This window comes from Pseudomonas sp. A-B-19 (assembly GCF_019947515.1).
Classification (GTDB): Bacteria; Pseudomonadota; Gammaproteobacteria; order Pseudomonadales; family Pseudomonadaceae; genus Aquipseudomonas.
In genome coordinates this window covers 1-26854 of the sequence record NZ_JAGYGN010000048.1, presented here as the reverse complement: position 1 = coordinate 26854, position 26854 = coordinate 1, and the positions used below count along the sequence as shown (strand labels likewise).

The following is a 26854-nucleotide window of genomic DNA, read 5'->3' as shown; positions in this document are numbered from 1 at the left end:
GACCATAGAGCATTGGAACCACCTGATCCCATCCCGAACTCAGCAGTGAAACGATGCATCGCCGATGGTAGTGTGGGGTTTCCCCATGTGAGAGTAGGTCATCGTCAAGATTAAATTCCAAAACCCCTATCTGCGTACGCAGGTAGGGGTTTTGTTTTTGGGCCTCCGTCCCCCTCGAACGCTGTTCCCTGTAGGAGCGAGCTCGCGAAGAACGCCAGGACACCGCGCGGCCCCAGGCAGCCAGCGTCAGCGTTGACGACCCTCGTCGGAACGCTGCCCGGAGCAAGCTCGCGCCTACTGCCCCAACCGCTCCAGCGTGTGCGTCAACGGTTCCAGCGACACACAGATAAAACCATCAAGCGGCCGATTGAGTTCCTCCACCAGCAAGATGGTTGCCCCCGTCGACAGGGCACACATCAGCAGTACGACGACAATGGTGCCGTTGCATGGAGCAAACAGGCCGAACGAGCCGAAGATAATCGCCAGCCATGTCACCAGGATCACCAGCATCACCGGTGGAATCGATTGATTGGCCTGTAGCAGGGTCAGCCAGCGGGTGGCAAACACGCTGTCCATGTCCCGCAATGCCTTGGCTTTGAGCGAGCGCTGATCATCGTTGCCGGGCGTCAGTGACTCGACCTTGCGTTGCAGGCCTTCGGAGCGACGGATCATTTCGGGGCTATCGAGTTTTTCAATCTGCCGGTGATCGCGGGTCGCGAGCACTTGGGTGACTTCGGCGTAGTTGTGCTTGAGCTCGGTGCGGATGCCTTGGGTGTCGGCACCGTAACGGGCCAGCAAGCGGTCGAACTGAACTACTTTCGCCGCCGCGCCCTCCAGTTCGGCATTGGCCGTATCGAACGTGCCTTTGGCAGAGGAAACGAGCAGGCCGAGGACCAGCGCCGACATCGTTGCGATGAGGCCGGTGGCCAGCTTCACCACGGTCACGGAGTCGTCGCTCAGATGATGGCTCGGCAATCGCTCTCTTACGTACGAGCCCAGTAGCGCGCTGGCGGACAGGCAGGCGAAAACGATGAGGGCGATCACCACGTCATTCAAATTCAACCTCCGGTTGCGCTGCTATCCATGTGGCTAGTAGACGGTAGCAGACAGACCGGGAGTTGCCAGAACGCCCAACCTTTTCAGGTTGGGCATTTTTATGCCTCGAAGATTGTCGATCGACAAAGGCCGTTCACTGATCCTTTTCGCAGTTGACCATCCACGACACACCAAAACGGTCGACCAGCATGCCGAAGCGCGCCGCCCAGAAGGTGGTTTCCAGCGGCATTTGCACGTTGCCACCGTCCGCCAGCGCATTGAAGACCCGCTCGGCCTCGGCAATGCTGTCGACGTTGAGTGAAATCGAACAGGCACTCATTTTCTCCACGGGGCGATCCGGTGTGGTGTCCGACCCCATGATGGCCTGATCACCCACGTTCAGGCGGGTATGGATGATCAGGTTGTGCAGATCCTTGGGAAAATGCTCGCCTGCAGGGGTTTCACCGAAGGTCAGCATGGCTTCGAGCTGGCCTTGCAGGCACTGCGCATAGAAGGTGAAGGCCGCTTTGCAGTCGCCGTTGAAGATAAGGTAGGGATTGATTTTCATGGTCTGCTCCAGGTGCTCGAGTACATACATCGGTTTGGACGCCGGTATTTTCGGCGAATTCCGATTGTGTCGAGCCGACAAGCAAAGCGCTAAATCTTTGTCGACGCTTGTGTTTCTTTAGATGTTTTTTCGATAGGACGCGCGAGGCTTATTGCCTCCGGCACACGCCGTGGTGCCAGCACACGCTCGATGGCGCCGCTGACCATGCTCTCCAGCAGTTCCTCACGTTCCTGCTCTTCCAGCACATGGGGTGTCAGCCAGCTGGGAGCGCTGTTGAGCAGGGCAGCAATGGCATGTCCGGCGGCCAGCAGGCCTTGCTCGCTGAAACGAGACTTCGCACCGAGCATCTTCAATAACGTGCGTTCATATTGCTCGCGCAATTGCCGCACCCGAGCCTGTTGCTCTTCGTTCAGGCAACCGCTGTCGCGCTCCACCAGGCGGAAATGCCAGGGCATCTCCCGATGCAGGTTCAGATGGGCGCGGATCAGGCTGTTGAGTTTGTCGCGTTTGCCCGGAGCTTTTTGCTGGATGCGCCCCAGGGTGGCCAGCAGTTCCTCGTAGAACTCCTCGATCAGGTCGAGCAGCAGATGCTGTTTGCTCGGGTAATGGTGATACAGCGAGCCTGGAGAGAGCCCCAGGCACGTCGCGAGCTCACGCATGCCGACCTGGCCGAACCCCTTGCAGGCAAACAGCTCCAGGACCTTGTCCCGGTACTCGGCAAAGCGCGAGCAACGCTCAGGCATAGGCATGGAAGCCGCGCCCCGTTTTGCGTCCCAGGTAACCGGCGGCGACCATTTCCTTGAGCAACGGCGCCGGGCGATATTTGCTGTCGTTGAAACCGTCATAGAAGGCTTCGAGGATCGACAACAGGGTATCCAGGCCAATCAGGTCCGCCAGGGCCAACGGGCCGATAGGCTGATTGCAGCCCAGGCGCATGCCGGCGTCGATGTCTTCGGCGCTGGCCAGGCCTTCCTGGAACACCAGGATCGCTTCGTTGATCATCGGCACCAGGATGCGGTTGACCACGAAGCCCGGGCGGTTGCCGGCGGTGATCGCGGTTTTGCCGAGGGTGGTCGCCATGTCCAGCGCCAGTTGGTGGGTCGCGTCACTGGTTTGCAGGCCGCGGATGACTTCGATCAGGCCCATCACCGGCACCGGGTTGAAGAAATGCAGGCCGATGAAGCGCTCAGGCCGGCTGACACTGGCGGCGAGTTGGGTGATCGACAGCGACGAGGTGTTGGAGGCAATGACGCATTCGCTGCCGACCTGCGCGGCGATCTGTTGCAGCACGCGCAGTTTCAGGTCGAGATTTTCCGTCGCCGCTTCGATGACCAGTTGCGCGTCACCCAGAACGCTGTAATCGGTGCTGGTGCGGATCTTGTCGAGGGTGGCCTGTTTCTGCTCCGGCGTCAGGGTTTCCTTGGCGACCTGCCGGTCCAGGTTTTTACCGACCGTTGCGACGGCTTTTTGCAAAGCGCTTTCGGATATGTCGAGCAGGGTCACGTTGAAACCGGCCATGGCACAGACTTGTGCGATGCCGTTGCCCATGGTGCCCGCACCGATCACGCCGATGTTTTGCAGATTCATCTTCCCATCCTTCGATCTAACCCTGCGATACCTTGGCCGCGACTGCGGCCGAAGGCGTACTATTGCCGCGAGTCTAGAGCCGGCAGGGCGGTTGTCCTATGCCAAAACTGTTCAACGGCACTGGTGTTTTTTGCCATTCGAGTGATGAGAGAGAAGCGAACCAATGCGGGAAAAGGACTCGGTTGCCGCCTATTTCGTGCAGGCAATGATCCACGGACTCAAGGATGATCCGCAGCGTGTGACGGCCGTGCTCGAACAGGCGGGCATTGATCCGGCGGTCATGCACCAACCCACGGCACGGGTGCCGGCCAGCGCGTTTGCGGCGTTGTGGCTGATCCAGATCCGCGAGCTCGACGATGAGTTTTTCGGGCTCGACTCCCATGGCATGCCGCCGGGCAGTTTCGCCCTGATTTGCCGAGCCTTGATTCAGGAGCCCGACCTGCACAAGGCCATGCGCCAGTGCCTGGCCAACTTCGGCTTGTTCCTGCGCGACTTTCGCGGCTCGCTGGCCGTGCGTGGCAAGCGTGCGGTGATCAGCCTGGAAACAACCTCGACGGATGACGATGCCAGCCGGTTCGGTGAAGAAACCTTCCTGGTGTTGATGATCAGCCTGCTGTGCTGGCTGGGCGGGCGGCGCATTCCCATTGACCGCGCGGACTTCCGCCATTCGCGTCTGTCCCTGGGTGACGACCGCCTGCTGTGGGGCCCCAACCTGACCTTTGGTGCCGAGCGCACCGAAATCGAATTTGCCAGCCATTACTTGCGCCTGCCCGTGGTTCAGGACCTGGCGTCGCTGAAAGTGTTTCTGCGTACCGCGCCGCAATGGCTGGTGATCCGCTTCCGCAACCAGCATGGCCTGGCGTCCCTGGTTCATCAGCGCTTGCGCGGCAGTCATTACAGCGAGTGGCCGACGTTGCAGGCCTTTGCCCTGGAACAGCACCTGAGCCCCAGCACCTTCCGCCGCAAACTGGAGCGTGAAGGATGCTCCTATCAGGAGATCAAGGACGAAGTACGCCGTGGCGTGGCCTTTGAGCAACTGCGTCAGAGCGATGCGAGTATCAGCGATATCGCCGAGCGACTGGGTTTCCAGGAACCCAGCGCCTTCCATCGGGCGTTCAAGAAGTGGACCGGGGAAAGCCCGGGGCGCTATCGGGCTCGCTATCAGGGGGAGCAGGGCGAACAGATCGCCACCCTTCAGGAGTCCTGCGAGCCCTGAGCCATCGCCGACCCGGCCACTTGATGCGGGTTTGCCCTCATCAAGCCATCGAGGGCCTGGCGATACTGGCTGCCGCCCAGGCTCATGCTGTTGTTGTGTGTCCCGCCGGGTACCAGCAGCAGGCGCTTGGGTTCATGGGCGGCATTGAACAGTTGCTGGCTGAATCGTGAGGGCATGAACCGGTCGGCCAGGCCGTGCACCACCAGCAGCGGCATGTCGATGTCGACGATCTTGTCGATGGAGTCGAACTTCTGGGACAACAGCCAGCGCACCGGCAGCCCGTTCACCGGCAGATTGTCGTTGGCCACTTGCGCGACCGCATCGCCCAACGAAGTGAAAGAAGACTCGATGACCAGGCCGCGTACCGGTACGGGGACGTGCTGCTGTTTCGCCTGTGTGGCCAGGTCTGCCGCCAGGTCGACGGCGACAGCACCGCCCAGCGAATGCCCGTAGATCAGACGCTTGCTGGCGTCCGGTTGCATCGCGGTAAAGCGCTCCCAGGCGACGCGTGCGTCTTCATAAACACTGGCTTCCGAGGGTAAATCCCCTTTGCTTTGACCGAAGCCACGGTAGTCGATGGCCAGCACCGAATAGCCCATGGCCCGCAATTGCTCGATGCGAAACGCCTGGCCCGTGAGGTTCCAGCGCACGCCATGCAGATAGAGAATTGACGGCGCATCGCGGCGGGCGGCTGGCCACCACCAGGCATGCAGGTTTTGCCCGGCCTTGAAGCTGGCGGGCTTGATATCGAACTCCTGAACGTCTTGCGGCAGGCCGCGATACCAGCCTGCCGTGCCCGGTTCGATGCGGAACAGTAACTCACGCTCTGTATATTTGAGCGCCCCACAACTCACCGGCAGGCCGACGACCAGCACGGCCATGCACAGCAACGACAGCCAGCGTCGGCGTAGGTGAGCGAGGAGGGGAGCAGGCATCGGACGGTCCAACAGAACGTGAAGCACGGGTTTTAACAGATGTGCCCGTGCATCAGGAGCGTTTTCCGACCATCGTTGCGGCGCAATGGATAGACATTGCTGCTTGCCGGGGTCGGCGTTGGGTCAGTCCACGCGCAGGACAATCTTGCCGATGTGATCACCCGCCTCCATCCGGGTGTGGGCCTGTGCCGCGTCACCGAGCGGGTAAACCTGATCGATCATCGGCAGGCAGCGCCCGGCGCTCAGCACCGGCCATACGCGTTCGTGCAATTGGCGGGCAATGGCGGCTTTTTCTTCCCGGGTCCGCGAGCGTAGCAAGGAGCCAGTGACGACGGCGCGTTTGGCCATGATCGTCAACAAATCGACGTCCCTGGCATGAGCTCCACCGAGGAAACCGAGCATCACCAGGCGACCTTCCATGGCCAGTGCGGCCACATTGTTGTTGAGGTACGAGCCACCCATGATGTCGAGAATCACGTTGACGCCCTGGCCTGCGGTTTTTTCTGCGATGACCTGCACAAAGTCCTGGTCGCGATAGTTGATCGCCCTGGCGCCCAATTCGCGGATCGCGGCGCACTTTTCTTCGCTGCCGGCGGTGGCGAACGCCTCGATGCCGAACTCGCGGCACAGCATCAGCGCGGTAGTGCCGATGCCGCTGGTGCCACCGTGGATCAAGGCGCGCTGACCCCGACGGGCATCGCCAAGGCCGAACAGATTGGCCCACACAGTGAAGTAGGTTTCCGGAATGGCCGCCGCCTGCAGCCAGTCCATGCCTGCGGGGATCGGCAGCGCCTGACTGGCCGGGACCACGCAGTATTGCGCGTATCCGCCGCCATTGGTCAGAGCGCAGACCTTGTCGCCCAACGCAAATTCGTTGACGCCCGCGCCAATCGCCAGCACTTCGCCGGCCACTTCCAGCCCCGGGTTCGGGTTCATGCCGGGTTTCATCGGGTACTGGCCGGCCCGTTGCAGCGCGTCCGGGCGATTGACCCCGGCGGCATGCACGCGGATCAGTATTTCACCGGCCCCTGCAACGGGCACAGGCACCTGGCGCGGTTGCAGGACTTCAGGACCACCGGGTTCGGTGATTTCGATCAGGGTCATGGTCTGGGGCAATGTCATTTCAAATACCTGTATCGAGTGTCAATGATTCGCTCGAGCGACCGAGCAATCGACTGCCCAGTTCCAGCAATAGCGCTACCACAATGGCTCCGGCGGCAATCATGAACATCAAGGCATGATGGCCACCACTGGCATTGAACAGCGCCGAATAAGCAAACCCCGAGACGGCCTGGAACGTCGCGAACGACACGGTGGCGCGGCTCCAGGCAATCTGCTGCTGGTGATGGTCGGGGATCAATTCATGCACCCGGGCCAACGCCAGCGGCACGATGCCGGGCGGGAAGGAGCCGAGGATCACCGCCAGTACAGCCAGTGCCGCGAACGAACTGCTGATCGATAAAAGGCCAACCGCCAACGCCTGTATGACCAGCACGATGCGAATCCCCGTTTTCGCGCCCAGTTGGTCGGCCAGAAAACCGTAGCTCACTGGCCCGACAATCGCGCCAAGGCCATACATCACCCAGATCAGCGCGCCGACATGCGCCCCGGCATCGAGCCCGCGGGCGACGTAATCCACCAGGAACACCATGGCCGGCACCAGTCCGGCGGCCATGAACGCGTATTGGGCGAACAGCAGGTAGACGCTCGGGTCGGTGGGGACAGGCGACGAAGTATCCGACGGCGCAGCGGCGACCGGGTGCGCAACGGTTGGCCAGCCAAACCAACTGGCAGCGGTGAGGACCAGGGCCAACACGCCAAGACCGAACCAGGTTTGCTGCAGGCCGAGGCTCAGCAGCGGCGGTACGATCGTCCCCGAGCCAGCAATGCCCAAGCCGATGCCAAGGAATATCGCACCGCTGGCCAGGCCCCTGCGGGTCGCCGGTACGTGAGGTAATACGGTTCCCGCCACCAACACCATGATCGCGCCACCGGCGATCCCCGACAGCAGGCGCCAGCCGAAGAACCAGCTCATCGACAACGGAAAACCACAGGCGAAAAACGCCAGCGTCACTGCCAGCATCATCAGGCGCAGAGCGGTCTTGTTCGAGGTCCGGCGTGCCAGCGGATGGCCGATCAGTGCGCCGATCAGGTAACCCACCAGATTGGCGGCGCCGAGGTACACCACGTCGCTGGCGGAAAACCAGTGGGCCTGGATCAGTGAGGGAATCAACGGCGTGTAGGCGAAACGCGCCAGGCCGATGCTGACCAGGCTGGCGCAGAAGCCGGCGAAGATCGGCAGCCAGATCGCGCGGGCTGCAGGAATAAGGGGAGCAGATGAGCTGTGCATGTGCATAGTCCTGTAGGGAACTCAGGCCTACAGCATATCGAGCTTCTTCGAAGCATTAATGCAGCGAATACGCGCTATGCTGATGCGCAAATGCATCATCGGGAGAGCACTGTGAATTGGGATGACGCCCGGGTATTTCTCGCGGTTTGCCGTGAATCGACGTTGCGTGGTGCGGCGCGGGTGTTGGGGGTCGACCAGGCCACGGTCGGCCGGCGCATCACGGCGCTGGAAAAGTCATTGAGTGCGACCTTGTTCCTGCGTACCTCCGAAGGTTACGCGCTGACGGCTGTTGGCGAAGCGGCGCTCAAGGCGGTGGAGAAAATGGAGCATTCGGCCCTGGAGCTGGAACGCCAGATCCAAGGCCTGGACGATCGCCTGACCGGCACGGTTCGCGTCAGTACCACCGACTCCCTGGCGATCGATTTCCTGATCCCGGCGATAGCCCGCCTGCATCGACAACACCCGGATGTACGGGTGCAACTGGACGCCACCACGCAGATTCTCAGCCTGGCAAAACGCGAGGCGGACATCGCCGTACGCAACACCCGACCGGACAACCCGGACCTGATCGCCCGGCGCATCGCCCGCTGGCCGGTGGGTCTGTTTGCCTCGCGAGCCTATATCGATGCCCACGGCGTGCCGGAGCCGGGGTCGGCGTTCGTCGGGCATGACCTGGTGGTGTATCAACCGTACTTGCAGGGCAACAAGGACCTGACGCTGGTCTCGGAACCGGTGGCGCGCGGGCGGATTGTCGCCAGCCTCAGCTCCAGCCTGCTGGTGCGCCGTTCGATTGCGGCGGGGATAGGGGTCGGGGAAATTCCGGTGTACATCGGGGAGAAGGAGGGGCTGGTCAGGTTGTGGCCGGAGCGCTCGCGGCCGTTGCCTTATGACATCTGGCTGGTGACCCACGCGGACCTGCGGCATACGGCGAGGGTGCGGGCGGTGATCGATGAGATTGTCGCGGGGTTTGCCGGGACCGGCGAATAATTCCAGGTGGCAAAAAATCCTGTGGGAGCGAGCTTGCTCGCGATGGCGGAGTGTCAGACAACATCACTGTTGAATGACACAACGCATCGCGAGCAAGCTCGCTCCCACAGGGATTTACAACAGCGGATGGGTTATGGCATTTGCGGCAGTTCCTGTGGGCGCAGGTCGAAGACCAGCACTTCGGCATCCACGCCGTTGTTCAAGGTCAGCGCCTGTTCATCACGAACCCGCACGCCGTCGCCTTCCTGCAACAACACACCGTTGAGTTCGACGCTGCCCCGGGCCACGTGCACATAGGCATAGCGGTTGGCGGCGAGTTCCAGGGTGGCGCTTTCCTTGCCGTCGATCTGGCCGGCATACACCCGTGCATCCTGACGCACCTTCAACGAACCCTTGGCGCCGTCCGGCGAGATGATCAGTTGCAAGCGCCCACGTTTTTTCTGGGTGCTGAAGTGCTCTTGCTGATAACGCGGTTTGGCGCCACTGACGTCGGGCACGATCCAGATCTGCAGAAAGTGCACCGGCCGGGTGCTGGAGTGGTTGAACTCACTGTGGGCCACGCCGCTGCCTGCGCTCATCAGTTGCACATCGCCGGGGCGGATCACCGAACCGGTGCCCAGGGTGTCCTTGTGTTCCAGGGCACCTTCAAGCACATAGGAGAAAATCTCCATGTCGCGGTGCGGGTGCTGGCCAAAGCCTTTACCGGCGGCGACGCGGTCGTCGTTGATCACCAACAGGTCAGAAAAACCCTGCTCTTTCGGGTTGCGATAGTTGGCGAAGGAAAAGGTATGGAACGACTTCAACCAACCGTGATTGGCCAGGCCACGATCCGAGGCTTTGCGAAGGGTCAGCATGATGAAATCTCCTTTCAGGACGTGAATTCGTCCGAGTGAGGAGAAGGTTAATGTTTATCAGGTGGTTCAATAAGTAGATGAAAATTGAAATACTGTCTCGATAAGGTTGACAGTTGCTGGGTGATAATCAGCGATTTTTTTCCGACCTTTGCGTCGTACTTGGCCATAATGCACAGTTCGCTCCCACAGGTGGATGGCGCTCGGCGCCCGACCTTATTTGATCCCAGTGAATTCCAATCCATGAAAACCGTGGCAATGGTGCTGTTTCCCGACTTTCTCCTGCTCGACATGGCCGGGCCCATGGAGGTGTTCTCCATCGCCAATCGTTATCTGAAACCCGACGATCACTATGTGCTGTCGACCATCGGCACCGAGCACGGCGCACTGCGGGCGTCCAACGGGGTGAGCGTGTATGCCGACCGGCACATCGATCAGGCCTGCGAGGGTTTTGATTTGCTGCTGGTGCCCGGAGGCCCCGGTGCCTACAACGAAAGGCATCCGCCGTTGCTCGACTGGCTCAGGCACAACGTCAGCCGGTCCGCTGGTTATGGTTCCATCTGCACCGGGGCGTTCGTGCTGGGGCATGCGGGTTTGCTCGATGGCTATCGCGTCACCACCCATTGGCACTACACCGAGCGGCTGATCAAGGGCTTTCCGAAGGCGAGCGTCGAGACCGATCAGATCTTCGTCCAGGACCGTAACCTGATCACTTCCGGTGGCGTTACCGCCGGGATCGACCTGGCCCTGTCGGTGGTGGCCCGGGACCATGGCAAAAAAGTCGCCCAGGACGTGGCCAAAGTGTTGCTGGTGGTGATGAAACGCCAGGGCGGGCAGGCGCAGTTCAGCCCGTTGATGGCGGCGGTGGCCCCTCACGAAACGGCGATTACCCGGGTGCAGAACCATGTGCTTGAACATCTCGATGAAACCTACAGCATCGAGCGCATGGCCGGCCTGGCCAACATGAGCCCGCGTCATTTCGCCAGGGTGTTCGCCCGGGAAGTGAATATGACGCCGATGGAGTTTCTGCAAAGCGCGCGCATCGATTGCGCCAGGAACCTGCTGGAAACCACCGAGTTGCCGCTCAAGACCGTGGCGTTCAAAAGCGGCTTCGGCAGTGTGCGGCACATGCGTTTTCTGTTCAGTGAAAAGCTTGGCCTGACCCCGACCCAATACCGCGAGCAGTTCAGCTAGCGCGTATGTCCGTCGTGCGCACCGCAATGGCCGTGACGCTCCCACCGTGGCAGTTGTACCGTCACCGAGGCCTGCCAAGATACCGCTGAACTCATTGCAAGGAAGGTACGGAGCCTGGGATGGACTCACGTACCGAGCCAGGCTTCCTGCGAGTGACAGCCCATGAATAGCCTCAGAGATATAAACAGCGAAGCGGTGCTGCAATTCGGGCCCTACGCTTTGCACCTCAGTCAGCGACTGGTACTGGAGGGCGATCGACCGCTGCGCCTGGGCGGCCGCGCCCTTGACGTGTTGCAGGTGCTGGTCGAGCACGCAGGTTCAGTGGTCAGCAAAGAAGAGTTGATTGCGCGGGTCTGGCCGCGCTCCGTGGTCGAAGAGATCAACCTGCGGGTGCACATTGCCGCCCTGCGTCGTGCCCTGGGCGACGGGCAGAACGGCCAGTGCTACATCGTCAACATTCCCCAGCGCGGCTACAGTTTTGTCGCTCCGGTACGGCATTCGCCAGAGCCTGTAGCGTTCCCGAGCGGGACCGTACAAAAGCTCCTGCACAACCTGCCGGCGCGGCTCACGCCGATTACCGGGCGCGATGCGGTTGTCGGCAGCCTGGTGCGGCAGTTGCCGGTGCGCCGATTCATGACCCTGGTCGGGCCTTGCGGGATCGGCAAGACCACCGTGGCGCTGCGCGTGGCCGAACTGCTGTTGCAGCACTATCGGCACGGCGTGTGGCTGGTGGACCTGGCGGCGATCGATGACCCGGCGCAGGTGACCAATCACCTCACTCGAACCCTTGAACTGAAGGTCGGCACCACGCTTCAGACGCTGGCGCAGCGGCATGCCTTGTTGGTGCTCGACAATTGCGAACACCTGCTCGAACGCTGCCAGACGTTGGTCGAAACACTGCTGCACTCGATGCCCCGGCTGTCGATCCTCGCCACCAGTCGCGAGCCACTCAAGGTGTCTGGCGAAACCGTATTGCGTCTGCCACCGCTGGCGGTGCCGCCGGCGTCAGGGCTGCGTAGTGTCGCCGAGGTCATGGGCTATTCGGCGGTGCAGTTGTTCGTCAGCCGTGCCCGGGCTCGTCTGCACGGATTCACCCTGCGCGAACAGGACCTCAGGACCGTACGGGATATCTGCCGACGCCTCGACGGCCTGCCGCTGGCGATTGAACTGGCCGCGGCGCAAATCGATGCGTTGGCGCTGGTGGGGTTGCAAGCGCAACTCGACAACTGTTTTCAGCTGCTGACTCAGGGCCGCCGCACAGCCGTTCCCCGACATCAGAGCCTCAAAGCCGCGCTGGACTGGAGCTACGAACGTTTGACTGCCGTGGAGCAAACCGTGTTGCAGCGTCTGGCGGTGTTCAAGATGGCGTTCACCCAGGATGCAGCGATTGGCGTGATCAGCTGCGACAGGCTGCCGGTGGCCGAGCTGATCGAGGTGATGGAGAACCTCGCGCTCAAGTCATTGCTGTCCCAGGAGCAGGGCGGCGGTGTGACCCGTTACCGCTTCCTCAATACCATCCGCACCTACGCATTGGAAAAACTCGAACTCAGTGGCGATTTGCGCGCCCTTGAAATGCGTTATGCCGGCTACATCAGTCAAGCGCGCAGGCCTTCAGGCGGGCAGGTGGCCTTGCAGCTCGTCGAGTAGCCAGCGAACCGTCATCAGGTCTGGCGTGGCAAAACCTTCGGTGAAGCGCTGGTAGACCGGTGCCAGCAGTTCATGCGCCTGTTGGTGGCGGCCCTGACGCTGCCACAGTTGCGCCAGCGAGGTGGCGCTGCGCAATTCCCAGGCCAGTGCACCCTGAGTCCTGGCCACGTTGAGGGCTTTGAGCAGCACGGTTTCGGCCGTCGCGGCTTTGACCGGGCAATCCGTTGCCAGCAATGTCTTGGCCCTGGCCCGCAGAATCTCTGCCGTGCTCCAGCCCGACGCGCCGTTTTGCGCGCGTTCGAGCAAACCATCGTCGACGTATGCCGAATCCAGCGTGACCATGATGTCTTTGATCAAACCGACGCTTTGGCGGCCGGTCGGCCGAACATCGGTGCCGCCGATCACCTGCGCGTAGTGTTGCGCCCAGTTGTAGAACAGTAGAACCGAGTGTTTCTGCGCCTGTTCCACCAGCAGGCGCAGGAGTTCGCGGGCGCTACGGGTGTCGCCGTTGTAGTAGGCGATCAGGCAGCCGGAGAGCGCCAGGGTGTAGCAGATCGACGTGCCATGGTTGATCTGCAAGGCGATGTCCAGTGCCTGTCGGGCCGCGCGCCAGGCTTGTTCCGGTTGGCCTTGCAGCCAGAGGATGCGCGCGTGGATGGTCAGCGCCGCAACGCTCTGGTCGTATTGCACGCCGAAACCATGGGTGAAACGGTTGAGATGACCGCTGTGGGCCATGTGTTGCTGCACCTGTTCGGCATGCTCCCCAGCCTGATGCTGGTCGCCGCAGAAGTGCAGGGCCAGTACCCGCAATCGATGCATGCTCAGGGACATCAGGGCGTCGTCCTGCTGCCCCAGTTGATCGAATTGCCGGCTCTGCTCCTGGGCCATCCGGTAATGACCGCAACAGAGATTGACCGCCAGGTGACCGGAAATCGCCCGTAACTGGCCTGCCACATCATTGCACTGTCGGGCCAGGCTGTGGGCGCTGACGAAGGCGCCGACGGTTTCGTCGGTAGCCCCCTGCGCGTGATAACAGGCGCTGCCCAGGGCCAGCATGAGGGTCATCTTCAGGCGCGGGCAAGGCTCGGGTGATTGCTCGAGCAAGGCCAGGGCCTTGCGCACATAACCGCCGTGTTCCTTGAGCAGTGACAACTCCTGCCACAGGGGAGTGGACTTCGCGGCCAGGCGTATCGCCAGTGCCTGCGGCCCTTGCGCGTGCAAACCCCAATCGAGGACTGCACGGATGTCCTCCAGAGCCCGGCCATAGCGCTCGATCCACAGGCCGGTCGATGTGTTCTCCCAGTCGTCCTGCGCCTGTTGCATCAGCGCCAGGCAGCGCTCGGCATGGCGCTCCCGCGTGCCGGGCAGGTCGGCGGTTTGCGCAAGCTTTTCCAGGGCGTAGCCGCGGGTGGTGTCGAGCAGACGGTAGTACACGTCTTCGTCGCCCACTTCCACATTGAGCAACGACTTGGCGACCAGTTGCGTGATTGAACCGAACACCGCGCGCGGTTCCATGTGTTCGCCGACAATCACCGCCGCTGCCGACTCCAGGGTGAAACCACCGCAAAATACACTCAGTCGGCGCAGGCAGGTCTTTTCGCAGGCAGTGAGCAGTTCGAAGCTCCAGTCCAATGTTGCACGCAGGGTCTGATGGCGTGCCAGGGGCGTCTGGCAGGACTGGTTCAGCAAGCGGAAGCTGCTTTGCAACTGCGCCAGCAAGCCGTGCAATCCGAAGTTGCCCACCTGCGCCGCTGCCAGTTCGATGGCCAGTGGTATGCCGTCCAGTCGATGGCAAATGTCTATCAGCAGCGGCAGTTCATCATCGGTCAGTTCAAAACTGTCATGACTGGCCATGGCCCGCTCGACAAACAGTTGCAGGGCGGAAAAGGTCATGGCCTGGGCGCGGTCGAGGACGGCGATGGGCGGCGGGCAGTCGAGTGACTCCAGACGCTGGACGAATTCCCCTTCGGCCCGCAGGCTCTCGCGGCTGGTGGCAAGGATGTGCACGTGCGGCGCACTGCGCAGAATGTCTTCGCTGAGCTGGGCAATGGCGTCGACCAAGTGTTCGCAATTGTCGATGATCAGCAGCATGTGGCGATCGCGCAAAGAGTCTGCCAGCCCGCTCAGGGGGGCATCGTCGTGCAGGGCCAGTTCGAGTAGCGTCGCCAGATGACCGTCAATCATCAGCGGGCAGTTGATCAGGGCCAGGTCCAGCAGATGTATGCCATCCCGGTAGCGACCGATCACTTGTTCGGCGACCCGCAGGGCTACGGTGGTCTTGCCGATGCCGCCGGGGCCGACGAGGGTGATGAAGCGCTGGCGGGGCAGTTGCTCCATCAGGTTGTCGACCAGGGTCTGCCGGCCGATCATGCGCGTGCGGCGCACCGGCAGGTTATGCCGGCTCGGTGCGGTATGTGCGGGCTCCGGTGCTTGCTCGGCCTGTTCCAGTGAATGCGGTGCGACGAAACTGTACCCGCGCTGGGCCACGGTGACGATGTAGCGCTGGCCGGCCTGACCGTCGCCGAGCGCCTTGCGCAATGCGGCCATGTGCACCCGCAGGTTGATGTCTTCGACCACGCTGCTGGGCCAGACCCGGGCGATCAATTGTTGCTTGCTGACCACGTTGCCGGCGTGTTCCAGCAGGATCAACAGGATGTCCATGGCGCGCCGGCCCAGGCGCAAGGGCTGGTCGGCCTCCATCACCAGGCGTTGTCCGGGGTAGACCCGGTAGGGGCCGAAATGAACAGCCTGTTCGGGGGAAAAGGTCAACGAGTCGCTCCTGTTGCATCCGTCTGGTTCGCGGTTTTCGAGCATATTCCTCAGGTTTTTTACCCAGTGCAATGCGCCGCCCGGATGACTGAAGGGGGCAGGCATTGACTCTAACGTATCGGCCACTGGCTGTCGGTCCCGTGATCATTGGGCGCGACAGACGGACAGCCGTTGCCGGGGCTTTTTGCGCGCCATGGAAATTTAACAACGTTTAACTCGTCGCGCGTCCGGTCTAGCCCAAAACTCGCTTCCTGTAGGAGCGAACTCGCGCCTGCAAAGGGACTCAATCCATCGCAAGGACAGAGCAATGAGCAACGTGGTGGTGGTCTATCACAGTGGCTACGGGCACACCCGGGTCATGGCCGAAGCCGTGGCCGGGGGCGTGGAACGGCACCTGGGCAGCACCTGTCGGTTGATTCAGGTCGAGGACGTGGACGAGCACTGGGAGCGGCTGCACAACGCCGACGCCATCATCTTTGGCGCGCCGACCTACATGGGCAGCGCCTCGGCGGCCTTCAAGGGCTTCATGGAGGCCACGGCGGCGTTCTACCTGGCCCAGCCCTGGCGCGACAAACTGGCAGCCGGTTTCACCAATTCCGGCTGCCTGTGCGGCGACAAACTCAACACCTTGTTGCAGATGGCCGTGTTCGCCGCCCAGCACTCGATGATCTGGGTCGGCCTCGACCTGCTGCCAGCGCGTTCCGGCACCGGCGCGTTCAACGGCCAACTCAATCGCCTGGGCAGCTCACTGGGCGCCATGGCCCAGTCGAATGTCGAACAATCCCCCGACGATGCCCCTCCGCCCGAGGATCGCTGCACCGCCGCGCACCTGGGCGAGCGTGTGGCGCGCCTGGCGGATCGCATGAACCCGCTATCGGTTTGATTCATACCCCCAACCCTCGTTAAGGAGGCATCACCCATGAGCACCTTCACTACCCGCGACGGCGTCGAGATCTACTACAAGGACTGGGGCACCGGTCAACCGATTGTCTTCAGTCACGGCTGGCCATTGAACGCCGACAGCTGGGAATCGCAAATGATCTTCCTGGCCTCGAAGGGCTACCGGGTCATCGCCCACGACCGTCGCGGTCATGGGCGTTCCAGCCAGCCGTGGTCGGGCAATGACATGGACCATTACGCCGACGATCTGGCGCAGTTGATCGAGTTGCTCGATCTGCAAAACGCCGTGCTGTTCGGCTTCTCCACCGGCGGTGGCGAGGTGGCGCGTTACATCGGTCGCCACGGCACCGGCCGCGTGGCCAAGGCCGGGCTGATATCCGCCGTGCCACCGCAGATGCTCAAGACCGAAGCCAACCCGGGCGGCCTGCCGCTGGAGGTGTTCGACGGCATTCGCCAGGCCTCGCTGGCCGACCGTTCGCAGCTGTACATCGACCTCGCCAGTGGCCCGTTCTTCGGCTTCAACAAACCCGGCGCGAAACCGTCCCAAGGCATGATCGACTGGTTCTGGATGCAGGGCATGATGGCCGGCCACAAGAACGCCTATGACTGCATCAAGGCGTTCTCGGAAACCGACTTCACCGAAGACCTGAAGAAGTTCGACGTGCCGACCCTGGTGGTGCATGGCGACGCGGATCAGGTCGTGCCCTACGAAGCGGCGGGCGTTTCCTCCGCCAGGCTGGTGAAGGGCTCGACCCTGAAGATTTACCCGGGTGCTCCGCACGGTTTGACGGACACCCATAAGGATCAGCTCAACGCTGACCTGTTGGCGTTCTTGAAAGGTTAAAAAGCCGGATCAAAAGATCGCAGGCTTCGCCAGCTCCTACACGGTTGCGTGCATGCCGGTAGGAGCTGGCGAAGGCTGCGATCTTTTGCTTTTAAGGCCATGCACCATCTGACAGCGCCAGGCAAACGGATTGATGCCTTCGCTGCGGGTGAAGATATGGCAGAAGTGCGCCTGATCGCAGAAGCCGCATTCAAGGCTGATCTGTGTAAGGCTCATGTCGGTGTAGCGGATCAATTGCTTGGCCAGGACCAGGCGCTGCTGGCGGATCCAGTCCTGGGGCGAGAGGCCGGTGCTGCACTTGAACGCGCGGGAGAAGTGACTGCGCGAGAGGGCGCAGGCCTGTGCCAGTTCGCTGACTTCCAGGCTGTCGCCCAGGCGTTCGAGGATCAGTTGCTTAACCAGTTTTTCGCGTTGCGGGCTGAGGCCGCCGGTGTGGGGCTTGCGTGGTTCGCTGGCAGATGCGCGGGCGGTGGTGTGCTGTAGGTAAGCCATGGCCATTGTCCGGTCGGGGAGGAAAAGCGCTGGCGCCCGGTTTGAGCGACCAGCACTGTTACTCTGGAAAAACAGTTCTGCGCTGAGGGTTTCATTGTTGGTGGCGCCCGCTATGGCTGACGAGTTAAACGTTGTTAATTCCATGCCCGAGGCTGTGAATACAGCACATCGTTGCAAGTGCGGGCGACGTCGATGGGCACAAGATGCGCAATATGGAACGGGCCACAACGGACCGTCGGTTGGATTGGAAAGGTGAACAGATGAAACGGACATGGCAGGGAACGCTGGGCGCCATCGGCCTGGTTTTGATATCCGCCAACGCGCTGGCCCAGGCGCCTGCGCAAGTGGGCACGCAAGTACCCGGTTACTTCCGCCTGGCGTTGGGGGATTACGAAGTGACGGCGCTGTTCGATGGTTATAACGACCTGTCGCCGAAGCTGTTGCAAGGCATGAGCCAGAGTCAGATCCGTGCGCTACTGGCCCGTCGTTCGATTGAAACCCCGGGCGTGCAGACTGCCTTCAACGCCTTTCTGGTCAACACCGGTAAACAGCTTGTCCTGATTGATACCGGGGCAGGGCAGTGCATCGGTCCTACCGCCGGCCAGTTGCCGGCCAACCTGCAAGCGGCCGGCTACAAACCCGAGCAGGTGGACGCCATCCTGATCACTCACCTGCACCTGGATCACGTCTGCGGTCTGGTGGATGGCCAGCAGCAACCGGTGTTCGCCAACGCCACGGTGTATGCCGCCAAGGCCGAAGCCGACTACTGGCTCGACCCGCAGGCATTGGCCAAGGCGCCGGAAGCGGCCAAGGGCTACTTCAAGATCGCCCAGGATTCCACCGCGCCTTACGTGGCCGCCGGCCGCTTCAAGACCTTCACCCCCGGCCAGTCTCCGCTGCCGGGTGTGGTCGAGGCGCAACTGGAAGCCGGGCACACGCCGGGCAGCACCACGTACCGTTTCACCTCCCAAGGGCAAAGCATCCTGTTCATGGGCGACCTGGTGCACAACCTTGCCGTACAGTTTTTGCATCCTGAGGTGTCGATCGGTTTCGACGTCGACAGCCAGCAAGCGATCAAAAGCCGCAACCAGGTGTTCAGTGCCGCTGCCGCGAGCAAGACCTGGGTGACGGCGGCGCACTTGCCGTTCCCTGGTATCGGTCACATCACCACCGAAGGCAAACATTTCGAGTGGGTGCCGGTGGAGTACGGACCGTACAAACGAGCGGCAAACGTGCCGTTGATCGAGTAAAGTTCACAGCACCCGCGCCTGGCCGACCACACAAGGAACCCGTGCCAATGAACCGTAACGATCTGCGTCGCGTCGACATGAACCTGCTGGTGATTTTCGAAGCCCTGATGTTCGAAAAGAACCTGACCCGCGTCGCCGAAAAACTGTTCATGGGTCAGCCGGCGGTAAGCGCCGCGTTGGGGCGTTTACGCGATCTGTTCGATGACCCGTTGCTGTTGCGCAACGGTCGCGGCATGGAACCGACGGCGCGTGCGTTGGCGATTCTCAAGGAGCTGCAGCCGGCGATGGACACCATTTCCGGCGCGGTCAGCCGGGCCAGGGAATTCGATCCGGCGACCAGTTGCGATGTGTTCCGCATCGGGCTGTCGGACGATGCCGAGTTCGGTTTGTTTCCACCGTTGCTGCGTCAGTTGCAAGAGGAAGCACCGGGCATCGTCGTGGTCGTGCGGCGGGCCAATTACCTGTTGATGCCGGCGCTGCTGGCGTCGGGGGAAATCTCGGTGGGCGTGAGTTACACCACGGATCTGCCGGCCAATGCCAAGCGCAAGAAACTGCGCGATATCCCCTGCAAAGTGCTGCGTGGCGACACCCGACCTGGAACGCTGACCCTGGACGAGTACTGCGAGCGGCCCCATGCGATGGTGTCGTTCTCGGGGGACTTGAGCGGCAATATCGATGTGGATCTGGCGAAGGTCGGGCGCAGACGTCGTGTGGTGCTGGGGGTGCCGCAGTTCAGTGGGTTGCGGGCGTTGCTCGCCGGGACCGAGATGATTGCCACCGTGCCGGATTATGCGGCGTGTGCGTTGGTGGAGGGGTGCGGGTTGCGGGCCGAGGATCCGCCTTTCGAGATTGAGGCGGCGCAGTTGTCGATGGCCTGGAGCGGGGTGCATGACAATGATCCGGCGGAGCGGTGGTTGCGGTCGCGGATCGGTGAGTTCATGTCTGTGGCTTTGGATGTTTCCTAGGGGTTGACCTTGGCGGCCTCTGGGCCGACCAAAAGGGCGGAACACGTTGCTCAATATATAGCCATCGCGAGCAAGCTTGCACCCACAGGGATCTTCAGTGGCCACAAGTCCCGAGTAAAACCGGGGACCCGATGTGGGAGCCTGCCCGCCGACCATTCTTTACGATTGGTCTGGTATTCCTCGCCCGCGAACCGAAAACATCTACACCGGCAATCGCAACTGCGCACACAACCCGCCACCCTCACGATTGCTCAAGGTCAACGACCCTCCAATGGCAATTGCCAGTTGCTGGGCAATTGCCAGTCCCAGCCCGGTGCCGCCGGTGCTGCGGTTGCGGGAGTTTTCCACGCGGTAGAACGGTTCCATCACTTGCTTGAGTTCTTCCTCGGCGATCCCCGGGCCGCGGTCGAGGATCCTGATCGACAGGTAGCCATCGGCCTGCTTTTCCACCTGCAACTCGGCGGCACCGGCAAATTTCAATGCGTTGTCCGTGAGGTTGACCAGCACCCGGCGCAAGGCGTGGGGGCGGGTGTCGATGACGGTGGCGCTTTTGCCTTCGAGCTGAACGTCCTTGCCCATGTCCTGGTAGTCGAACACCAGGCTGTCGAGGAACGAGTCGAGGTCGGTGCGGCGGTTTTCTTCGGTGGCGCCGTGGATGCTGCGGGCGTAGGCGACGCCTTCGCGGACCAGGTGTTCCATCTCGCTCAGGTCGTTGCACAGTTTGTCTTTTTCGCTGGAGTCGTCCATGAACTCGGCGCGCAGTTTCATGCGGGTGATCGGGGTTTGCAGGTCGTGGGAAATCGCCGCGAGCAACTGCATGCGTTCCTTCAGGTACGCGGCAATGCGTGCCTGCATCGAGTTGAAGGCCTTGGCGGCATGGGCGACTTCGGTCGGGCCCTTTTCGTCCAGGAGCACCGGGTGTGCGTTGGGGTCCAGGGTTTCAACGGCTCCGGCGAGGCGGGTGAGGGGGCGGATGGCGATTCTGACCGCCAGCCAGGAACAGGCAAGCATCAGCGCCAGTTGCCCGAGCAGCACGATGGGCAGCCAGGGCGACAACGGGACCATTGCCGGGCGGACGTCAATGGTCAGCGGGCTGCCATCCGAGAGGTTCAGGTGCACCTGAAAGTGTTTTTTCGGCCCGGGAAGGTCAGTAAAGGTCATCGGGTAATCGTGACCGATGGCGTCTTTGATCGAGGCGATGGCAATGGGCGTATCGGGCATGTCGCTGCGTATGGGCGTGCCCGGCGAACCCTCATTGAGCAGGTAGCCGTAATTGCGCCGCTCCAGTTGTTGCAGCCAGCCGGCTCGCTCGTTGGCGGGCAAGCGGTCGAGGATGGCTATAGACGTGGAAACGTCGGTTTCCAGGTTGCCGAGCATGGTGTTCTTCGAGGATTCGTAGCGCTCGTAGTACTGTGCGCCGAAGGACAGCGCCTGGGCGAGGATCAGGCCGACCAGGAAAATCAGCGACAGCCGCGAGGCCAGGGTCCGCGGCCAATGCAGCGCCTGCGTCATGATTGATCGCCCAGGATTACCACCGGCAGGGAGAACACATAGCCCTCGCTGCGCACGGTCTTGATGTAGGCCGGTTCGCGGGCGTCGTCCAGCAGGCGCTGGCGCAGGCGACTGACCAGCAAGTCGATGGAGCGGTCGAACAGGTCGGCATCGCGGCCCTGGGTCAGGTTCAGCAACTGATCACGGTTGAGCACTCGTTGCGGATGATCGAGAAACACCCGCAGCAATCGATACTCTGCACCGCTCAGGGCAACCATGGTGCCGTCTCCATCGAGCAGGTGCCGGGCCGAGGTGTCCAGGCGCCAACGGCCGAAGGCCAACAAGCGGCTGGCTTCGGTCACCACCAGGTTCGGCGGCAGCATGCGGGTGCGCCGCAGCACTGCGTTGATCCGCGCCAGCAGTTCACGGGCAGCGAATGGCTTGACCAGATAGTCGTCGGCACCCATTTCCAGGCCAAGGATACGGTCGGTTTCATCGTTGCGGGCGGTGAGCATCAGCACCGGCGTGGTCTTGTGTTTGCCGGCGCGCAATTCTCGGCAGAGCAGCAGGCCATCGTCTCCCGGCATCATGATGTCCAGCACGATCAGGTCCACCGGGGTGGTTTCCAGAAAAGCGCGCATCTGCCGTCCATCCGCGACGACGGTAGTGCGCAAGCCGTTTTTCTTCAGGTAGTTGCCTACCAGTTCGCGGATTTCGCGGTCATCGTCAACGATGAGGATGTGATCAACGTGATCCATTGGGCCAAACCTCTGGTAAATGGGGAATGCCACACAGTCTATCGAGCCTGGGCGGGATCGCCTGCCGTCCTTTGTATTGCAGTGTATCTGGCTTGCATGAGGATACACGCGAAGGCAAAAAAGCCGATTTTCAACAGTTTTGTATTGCTCTGTATCTGCGCCCGGTTCTGATACGCAGCGATTGATTCACACCGATTTCCGACACAGCCGAGATACCTCGCAAGCTTTTAATAGGTTCCATCGAGGCAAACCAGACCGCCTCGGATCAACCAACGATCAACCCGTTGAAACCTTGAGGAACTCGCCATGAACAACGTTACCCGCTTTTTGACCGCCATCGCCTTTTCCGTCGCCGGTGCTGCCACCCATGCCAATGCCGCTGTCGAGCAAAGCGCCTGCGCCAGCAACACTTGCTTCCAGCTCACGCCGGTGGCAGAGAAGGGCAGCCATGGCTTCCTGGCGCAGGACGGTTCCAGCCGCACGCCGCAGGGGCAGTTGCTGGATGAGCAGACCGCTTGAGAACACCCCCCGACCCACTGTAGGAGCTGGCTTGCCAGCGAAGGCGGCCTTGCAGGTGACATCTGTATTGAATGTGCCGACGTCTTCGCTGGCAAGCCAGCTCCTACAGTAGTGATGTGTTGCCCTTTAATTTGCATCAGGTGATCCCATGTTACTCATCGCTTTGCTGGGCGGCATATTGACCGTCCTCAGCCCGTGCATCCTGCCGGTCGTGCCATTGCTGTTTGCCGGGGCCGACCGCACACGCTCCTCGATCCTGCTGACTCTCGGTGGCATGGTCCTGACCTTCGCCCTGGTCTCCAGCCTGGCCGTGGTCAGCAGCGAGTGGGTGATTCAGGCCAGCAACACCGGCCGCCACGTAGCGCTGGTGGTGATGGTGCTGTTCGCCCTGTCGCTGATCTTCGCCCGGGTCGGTGACTGGCTGGCCCGTCCCTTCGTGTGGCTGGGCAATCGCATCGACCCGAACTCGCGCAAGGTGTCCGGGCCGCTGGCTTCGATCATGATCGGTGTCGCCACCGGGTTGCTCTGGGCACCGTGCGCCGGGCCGATCCTCGGAGTGATTCTGACCAGCGCCATGCTGCAGGGTGCGAACGCCGGCACCAGTCTGTTGTTGGTGGCCTATGGAGCGGGCAGCGCGCTGTCCCTGGGCACCTTGATCTTTGCCGGTCGCGGCCTGGTCAATCGCTTGAAACCGTCGATTCCGGTCACCGGCTGGTTGCGCCGAGGCGCCGGGGTTGCGGTGCTGGCCGGGGCGGCAGTGATTGCAACGGGGGCCAACGACCTGTTGCTGGCCAATACTTCTTCGCAAGGTGTCAGCAGTGTCGAGAAGGGCGTGCTGGAGACCGTGCCGAAAGTCGTCGATTACCTGGTCAGCAAGGTCAAGGCCGACAGCACCATGGGCAACGCCCAGGGCGCCATGCCGTCGCTGTCCGGCGCAGTGGACTGGCTCAACTCGCCCGCACTGAGCAACGAAGCGCTGAAAGGCAAAGTGGTGCTGGTGGACTTCTGGACCTTCGATTGCATCAACTGCAAGCACACCCTGCCGTATGTGAAGGACTGGGCGAAGAAATACGAAAAGGACGGACTGGTAGTGATCGGCGTGCACACGCCCGAATACGGCTTTGAACGCATCATCGACAACGTCAGGGCCAAGGTGAAGGAGTACGGCATCACCTACCCGGTGGCGATCGACAACAACTACGCGATCTGGCGCAACTTCGACAACCAGTACTGGCCGGCGCACTACCTGATCGATGCCAAGGGGCAGGTGCGTTACACCCACTTCGGTGAAGGCAGCTACGACACGCAGGAGCAAATGATTCAGCAGTTGCTGGAGGAGGCCAGGGCCGGCGCGCCAGCGGCGTAATCCACTCGATCAATGGCTCACAGGTCTCGAGCCATGAACCATTGATCTTTTTCCCACGCTTCAAAACGCTCCGGCACCACCCAGCCGCGCTTGGCGTAATAGGTGCTCCGGTCCTGGGTGTGCAGGTAGATCCTCTTCTCGCCGCTGGCTTTGGCTTGCGCGCAACGTGGAGTCACCGGACGACCGGGCAGGGCTGACCGACGATCGGACAGGACGCCAACGCCGGTCAGGGCGATAGTTTGCCCACAGGGTGAGTGCCGCCCTGCCATCCACAACAAGAAAAGAGAGGTTGTCATGCCAAAGTTCGTCATTGAACGCGAGATCCAGGGCGCGGGCGCATTGTCGGAAAGGGATTTGAAAGCCGCTTCGCAAAAGTCCTGCCGGGCGTTGCGTGAGTTGCCAGAGGTGCAGTGGCTGCAGAGCTATGTCACCGGTGACAAGCTCTACTGCGTGTACATCGCACCGAGCGAGGCGCAGATCCAGGAGCACGCCAGGCTGAGCGGTTTTCCCGCCAATCGCATTTCCCAGGTCATGAACATCATCGACCCGACAACGGCGGAGTAAACCTTAACGGGTGTTCAGAATTACTTGACCAGTTCAGCTTGCTCCGGGCGGCGTTCCGACGATGGCGGTCGTTCAGTCACAAGTGCGGTGTCTGATACACCGCTATCGCGAGCAAGCTCGCTCCCACAGGAGATGTGTGGTGGTCAGGGCATCTAAATCACTACGGCACCACGCGCCTCCAGCAACTCGCGCAACACCGAGCGATGACAATGCGCTTCGTCCTCGCAATAACAGCCCACGGCCAGGGACGTCCGGTGGGACAGCGCAGCCAGCAAGTCCAGCATCTGACTGGCCGCCGGCTGGCTCATCTCGGCCTTGAATTTGCGCCTGAACACCTCCCAGGCCTTGGCATCTTGCGCAGCCTTGGCCTCGGCCACCAGCTCCGCGCTGGGTGACAGCAACGGCTGCCAGACATCATAAAAATCCCGACGGGCGAAATCGGCTTTCGGTACGCCACGGGGTGGGCGGCGTACCGTGCCCAGGCGCAATCCTTCGTCGGGACGGCGGGGGGATCCGAGTTGAACGATATGGACCGGCATGGCTACTTGTGCCTCGATTCGTCAAACCACTCCAGCGCCGTGCGCCACAGGCAGATGCCCAGGAAGTACGCCGACATCAGCAGCCACAGCCCCATCACCCACGGGTTGATCAGCGGGTGGTTGAGCACCAGCGACAAACTGCACAGCAACCAGATGGCCGTCACCGCGATATTGATCGGCATGAACCGGCGCACGCGAAACGGATGCAGGAATTTCATCCGGGTCACGGTCAGCAGGGCCAGGCCAATGACTGTAACGAGGGTGATCCACGGTGACGGAGCGATGATGTACAGGCACAGGGCAACCACATTCCAGGCGGCGGGGAAGCCCTGGAAGTAGTTGTCCTTGCTCTTCATGTTGACGTTGCAGAAGCAGAACAGCGACGACACCAGAATCAGCGACACGCTCAGCAGCAAGGTGTAGTCCGGCAACGGTATGTAGCGATAGATGAACAGCGCCGGGATGAACACATAGGTCAGGTAATCGATCACCAGGTCGAGGATCGAGCCATCGAAGCTCGGCAGCACTGACTGCACGTTGACCTTGCGCGCCAGCGCACCGTCCAGCCCGTCGACGATCAGGGCGACACCCAGCCACAGCAGGCAATGGGTCGGTTGGTTATCCAGCAGGGACAGGGTGGCGAGGAAAGCGGTGACCACGCCAGTGGCCGTAAAACCATGGGCACCCCATGCTTTGAGTCTGGCGATGTACAGGGTTGAAATCACGGGGGCGTTCTCCAGTGAATGAAGCAAGCCAGTTGTCACCTCGCGTACGGGGGCGGTGGCAAACCGGGTCGGGTTGCAGGTATCGACCGGGTATCCGGGAATAAGGTTCACCACCCATGAATCTTAGCTAAACAGACCGGACAAATCCGCGCTCGCGAAGGAGCGTCGGCCCAACGGTGCTGGCACGTTCACCTGCGAGGTCCATCGTTGCCTGACTGGATAACCCCCCTGCAAAAGAGAACCGGCGTCTGATCAGCACTGAAATCAAGCGTCACCGCGCAGCCTCCAGAGTCCTCTGGTGGCCTTGGCCCGCGCGCCTGAAGTTATCGCTGGAGAGCTGTTTTTTCACAAGAATGCCGAGCATCCGGCAATCAGCGCCGCAAGGTGTCGGTGGGTCGGGATGAGAAAGTGAAGGGGACGGTCAGGGAGGGAACCCCCAGGTGGCAAGGCAGCAAGCACCCTTGCCACCTGGGCGGGTGTTACTTGAGGAACGCCTGGAAGTCGCTGCCCAGTTTGTCGATCGCTACCTTGAAGTCCTTGGCGGTAATCATCTGGCTTTCGTTTTTCAGTTCGGTGCCGAACACCTTGCGCACCACTTTGGCCACGGTCTGGTTGCTCTTGGCGTCAACGAACTCGGCTTCGATGAACAGGGTGGTGTCCTGGTCGCGGTGACCGGTGGCGGCCTGAGTCGCGCCGACAACGGCTGCAACGGGTACCACTTCATACCACTTCATGCCTTCGTTCTCGGCGGTCACCCCGGTAATCGCCGCCCGCATGATCAGGGACCGGGCTCCCGCCGTGACGGATGAGGACGCGGGTACTACGCGGTACTTCTGACCCAGCGAGGCCTTGGCCTTGCTGGTCATGTAGTTCTGAATGTCGGTCAGCGTCTGCTGGTTGACCCGCTCATCGGGTTTGGGGGCCGGGTACAGCTCCAGTTTGTTGAATACCACCGTGTCATAAGCATTCGGGTTCCACGAAGGGCTGACCCAGCGCATCGCGGTTCCGCCGCTCTGGGTTTCGACTTCCTGCAGGTTGTTGTAGTTGGGAAGGAAGCCAGAGTATTGCGCCTTCTCCGTCACTTTCGAGGTGCAACCGCCGAGCAACAGACTGGCCAGCGCGGCGCCGACAAGCAGGTTTCGGGACAGATTCATAATGGTGTTTACTCCTTGGATGAAATCGTCGTTCTTTCGTTTACAAAACATCAGAATCGCCAGGTCATGTTGCCGGCCAAGGCTTGAATCCAGGCATTGTCGAATTGACCGGAAAGTTGATCGCCCGACACGGATTTGGTCTGTTCCA

The 26854-nt window shown here is 61.5% G+C and carries 27 protein-coding genes and 1 rRNA gene; 12 read left to right on the top strand and 16 right to left on the bottom strand.

Features of this window, described 5'->3' with window-relative positions; genetic code table 11:
* Nucleotides 1-110: ribosomal RNA gene (gene rrf, locus KGA81_RS29400) — 5S ribosomal RNA — on the top strand; the annotation flags it as partial.
* A gap of 184 nt (nt 111-294) precedes the next feature.
* On the opposite strand, the gene KGA81_RS29395 is transcribed toward rrf, so the two are convergent.
* The 4 genes from KGA81_RS29395 to KGA81_RS29380 form a co-directional block, all read right to left on the bottom strand.
* A complete protein-coding gene (locus tag KGA81_RS29395) occupies nt 295-1047 on the bottom strand; it encodes a hypothetical protein (RefSeq protein ID WP_223551106.1) in 753 nt (250 codons plus the stop codon).
* Nucleotides 1048-1189: 142 nt separating this feature from the next.
* Nucleotides 1190-1603, bottom strand: coding sequence for a VOC family protein (locus KGA81_RS29390; RefSeq protein ID WP_223551104.1), 414 nt, complete (start codon nt 1601-1603; stop codon nt 1190-1192).
* Nucleotides 1604-1692: 89 nt separating this feature from the next.
* On the bottom strand, nt 1693-2352 hold the full coding sequence (locus KGA81_RS29385; RefSeq protein ID WP_223551102.1) for a TetR/AcrR family transcriptional regulator: 660 nt from the start codon (nt 2350-2352) through the stop codon (nt 1693-1695).
* Nucleotides 2339-3190, bottom strand: coding sequence for a 3-hydroxybutyryl-CoA dehydrogenase (locus tag KGA81_RS29380; RefSeq protein ID WP_223551100.1), 852 nt, complete (start codon nt 3188-3190; stop codon nt 2339-2341). Before KGA81_RS29380 ends, KGA81_RS29385 begins: the two co-directional genes overlap by 14 nt.
* 163 nt (nt 3191-3353) lie before the next feature.
* Here KGA81_RS29380 and KGA81_RS29375 point away from each other — a divergent pair, with 163 nt between their 5' ends.
* On the top strand, nt 3354-4406 hold the full coding sequence (locus KGA81_RS29375) for an AraC family transcriptional regulator (protein ID WP_223551098.1): 1053 nt from the start codon (nt 3354-3356) through the stop codon (nt 4404-4406).
* Here KGA81_RS29375 and KGA81_RS29370 read toward each other — a convergent pair.
* The 3 genes from KGA81_RS29370 to KGA81_RS29360 all read right to left on the bottom strand — a co-directional run bounded on the left by KGA81_RS29370 (nt 4385) and on the right by KGA81_RS29360 (nt 7691).
* Complete coding sequence (locus tag KGA81_RS29370; protein ID WP_223551096.1) at nt 4385-5341, bottom strand: alpha/beta hydrolase; 957 nt, start codon at nt 5339-5341, stop codon at nt 4385-4387. The two genes, KGA81_RS29375 and KGA81_RS29370, sit on opposite strands and share 22 nt — an antisense overlap.
* Before the next feature lie 123 nt (nt 5342-5464).
* Entirely contained in the window at nt 5465-6463 is a 999-nt protein-coding gene (locus KGA81_RS29365) for an NAD(P)H-quinone oxidoreductase (RefSeq protein ID WP_223551094.1), read from the bottom strand.
* Nucleotide 6464: 1 nt separating this feature from the next.
* Nucleotides 6465-7691, bottom strand: a complete 1227-nt coding sequence (locus tag KGA81_RS29360; RefSeq protein ID WP_223551091.1) for a YbfB/YjiJ family MFS transporter — start codon at nt 7689-7691, stop codon at nt 6465-6467.
* 111 nt (nt 7692-7802) lie between these two features.
* Between KGA81_RS29360 and KGA81_RS29355 the strand changes: the two genes are divergently transcribed.
* On the top strand, nt 7803-8678 hold the full coding sequence (locus tag KGA81_RS29355) for a LysR family transcriptional regulator (protein ID WP_223551089.1): 876 nt from the start codon (nt 7803-7805) through the stop codon (nt 8676-8678).
* A 131-nt stretch (nt 8679-8809) separates the two neighbouring features.
* Here KGA81_RS29355 and KGA81_RS29350 read toward each other — a convergent pair whose 3' ends face one another.
* Nucleotides 8810-9532, bottom strand: a complete 723-nt coding sequence (locus tag KGA81_RS29350) for a pirin family protein (protein WP_223551087.1) — start codon at nt 9530-9532, stop codon at nt 8810-8812.
* A gap of 240 nt (nt 9533-9772) precedes the next feature.
* On the opposite strand from KGA81_RS29350, the gene KGA81_RS29345 reads away from it, so the two are divergent.
* Together KGA81_RS29345 and KGA81_RS29340 are read left to right on the top strand one after the other, a co-directional pair.
* Nucleotides 9773-10723, top strand: a complete 951-nt coding sequence (locus KGA81_RS29345; RefSeq protein WP_223551085.1) for a GlxA family transcriptional regulator — start codon at nt 9773-9775, stop codon at nt 10721-10723.
* A 162-nt stretch (nt 10724-10885) separates the two neighbouring features.
* Complete coding sequence (locus KGA81_RS29340) at nt 10886-12370, top strand: ATP-binding protein (protein WP_223551083.1); 1485 nt, start codon at nt 10886-10888, stop codon at nt 12368-12370.
* On the opposite strand, the gene KGA81_RS29335 is transcribed toward KGA81_RS29340, so the two are convergent.
* A complete protein-coding gene (locus KGA81_RS29335; protein WP_223551082.1) occupies nt 12335-15139 on the bottom strand; it encodes an ATP-binding protein in 2805 nt (934 codons plus the stop codon). The two genes, KGA81_RS29340 and KGA81_RS29335, sit on opposite strands and share 36 nt — an antisense overlap.
* 307 nt (nt 15140-15446) lie before the next feature.
* Here KGA81_RS29335 and KGA81_RS29330 point away from each other — a divergent pair, with 307 nt between their 5' ends.
* Nucleotides 15447-16022 (top strand): flavodoxin family protein, encoded by a 576-nt coding sequence (locus KGA81_RS29330; protein WP_223551080.1) that lies wholly within the window; start codon nt 15447-15449, stop codon nt 16020-16022.
* 36 nt (nt 16023-16058) lie between these two features.
* Nucleotides 16059-16883 (top strand): alpha/beta fold hydrolase, encoded by an 825-nt coding sequence (locus tag KGA81_RS29325; protein ID WP_218432101.1) that lies wholly within the window; start codon nt 16059-16061, stop codon nt 16881-16883.
* 36 nt (nt 16884-16919) lie between these two features.
* Here KGA81_RS29325 and KGA81_RS29320 read toward each other — a convergent pair whose 3' ends face one another.
* The gene (locus KGA81_RS29320; RefSeq protein WP_223551078.1) at nt 16920-17375 is read right to left on the bottom strand and encodes a helix-turn-helix domain-containing protein; all 456 of its coding nucleotides are present in this window, start codon (nt 17373-17375) and stop codon (nt 16920-16922) included.
* Between the two features lie 260 nt (nt 17376-17635).
* On the opposite strand from KGA81_RS29320, the gene KGA81_RS29315 reads away from it, so the two are divergent.
* Both KGA81_RS29315 and KGA81_RS29310 read left to right on the top strand, forming a co-directional pair.
* On the top strand, nt 17636-18625 hold the full coding sequence (locus KGA81_RS29315; protein WP_223551076.1) for an MBL fold metallo-hydrolase: 990 nt from the start codon (nt 17636-17638) through the stop codon (nt 18623-18625).
* Nucleotides 18626-18672: 47 nt separating this feature from the next.
* Nucleotides 18673-19590 carry a LysR family transcriptional regulator gene (locus KGA81_RS29310; protein WP_223551075.1) on the top strand — a complete coding sequence of 306 codons (918 nt, stop codon included), beginning with the start codon at nt 18673-18675 and terminating at the stop codon, nt 19588-19590.
* Between the two features lie 201 nt (nt 19591-19791).
* Here the strand turns inward: KGA81_RS29310 and KGA81_RS29305 are convergent, their stop codons facing one another.
* A complete protein-coding gene (locus tag KGA81_RS29305) occupies nt 19792-21102 on the bottom strand; it encodes an ATP-binding protein (RefSeq protein ID WP_223551073.1) in 1311 nt (436 codons plus the stop codon).
* Nucleotides 21099-21839 carry a response regulator gene (locus tag KGA81_RS29300; RefSeq protein WP_223551071.1) on the bottom strand — a complete coding sequence of 247 codons (741 nt, stop codon included), beginning with the start codon at nt 21837-21839 and terminating at the stop codon, nt 21099-21101. The genes KGA81_RS29305 and KGA81_RS29300 overlap by 4 nt, the downstream gene beginning before the upstream one ends.
* 306 nt (nt 21840-22145) lie before the next feature.
* On the opposite strand from KGA81_RS29300, the gene KGA81_RS29295 reads away from it, so the two are divergent.
* On the top strand, nt 22146-22358 hold the full coding sequence (locus KGA81_RS29295) for a hypothetical protein (protein ID WP_223551069.1): 213 nt from the start codon (nt 22146-22148) through the stop codon (nt 22356-22358).
* Between the two features lie 148 nt (nt 22359-22506).
* Nucleotides 22507-23724: a cytochrome c biogenesis protein DipZ gene (locus KGA81_RS29290; RefSeq protein ID WP_223551067.1), complete on the top strand. Its 1218-nt coding sequence runs from the start codon at nt 22507-22509 to the stop codon at nt 23722-23724.
* 17 nt (nt 23725-23741) lie between these two features.
* On the opposite strand, the gene KGA81_RS30345 is transcribed toward KGA81_RS29290, so the two are convergent.
* Nucleotides 23742-24020, bottom strand: a complete 279-nt coding sequence (locus tag KGA81_RS30345; protein WP_411736583.1) for a hypothetical protein — start codon at nt 24018-24020, stop codon at nt 23742-23744.
* Here KGA81_RS30345 and KGA81_RS29280 point away from each other — a divergent pair.
* Nucleotides 24019-24288 carry a DUF4242 domain-containing protein gene (locus KGA81_RS29280; protein ID WP_223551065.1) on the top strand — a complete coding sequence of 90 codons (270 nt, stop codon included), beginning with the start codon at nt 24019-24021 and terminating at the stop codon, nt 24286-24288. The genes KGA81_RS30345 and KGA81_RS29280 overlap by 2 nt on opposite strands.
* 152 nt (nt 24289-24440) lie before the next feature.
* On the opposite strand, the gene KGA81_RS29275 is transcribed toward KGA81_RS29280, so the two are convergent.
* From KGA81_RS29275 to KGA81_RS29265, 3 genes are all read right to left on the bottom strand, one after another.
* A complete protein-coding gene (locus KGA81_RS29275; protein ID WP_223551063.1) occupies nt 24441-24827 on the bottom strand; it encodes a DUF488 domain-containing protein in 387 nt (128 codons plus the stop codon).
* A 2-nt stretch (nt 24828-24829) separates the two neighbouring features.
* Nucleotides 24830-25552 carry a phosphatidylcholine synthase gene (gene pcsA, locus KGA81_RS29270; RefSeq protein WP_223551061.1) on the bottom strand — a complete coding sequence of 241 codons (723 nt, stop codon included), beginning with the start codon at nt 25550-25552 and terminating at the stop codon, nt 24830-24832.
* Between the two features lie 479 nt (nt 25553-26031).
* Complete coding sequence (locus KGA81_RS29265; RefSeq protein ID WP_223551058.1) at nt 26032-26706, bottom strand: DUF3313 domain-containing protein; 675 nt, start codon at nt 26704-26706, stop codon at nt 26032-26034.
* Nucleotides 26707-26854: the final 148 nt, after the last annotated feature.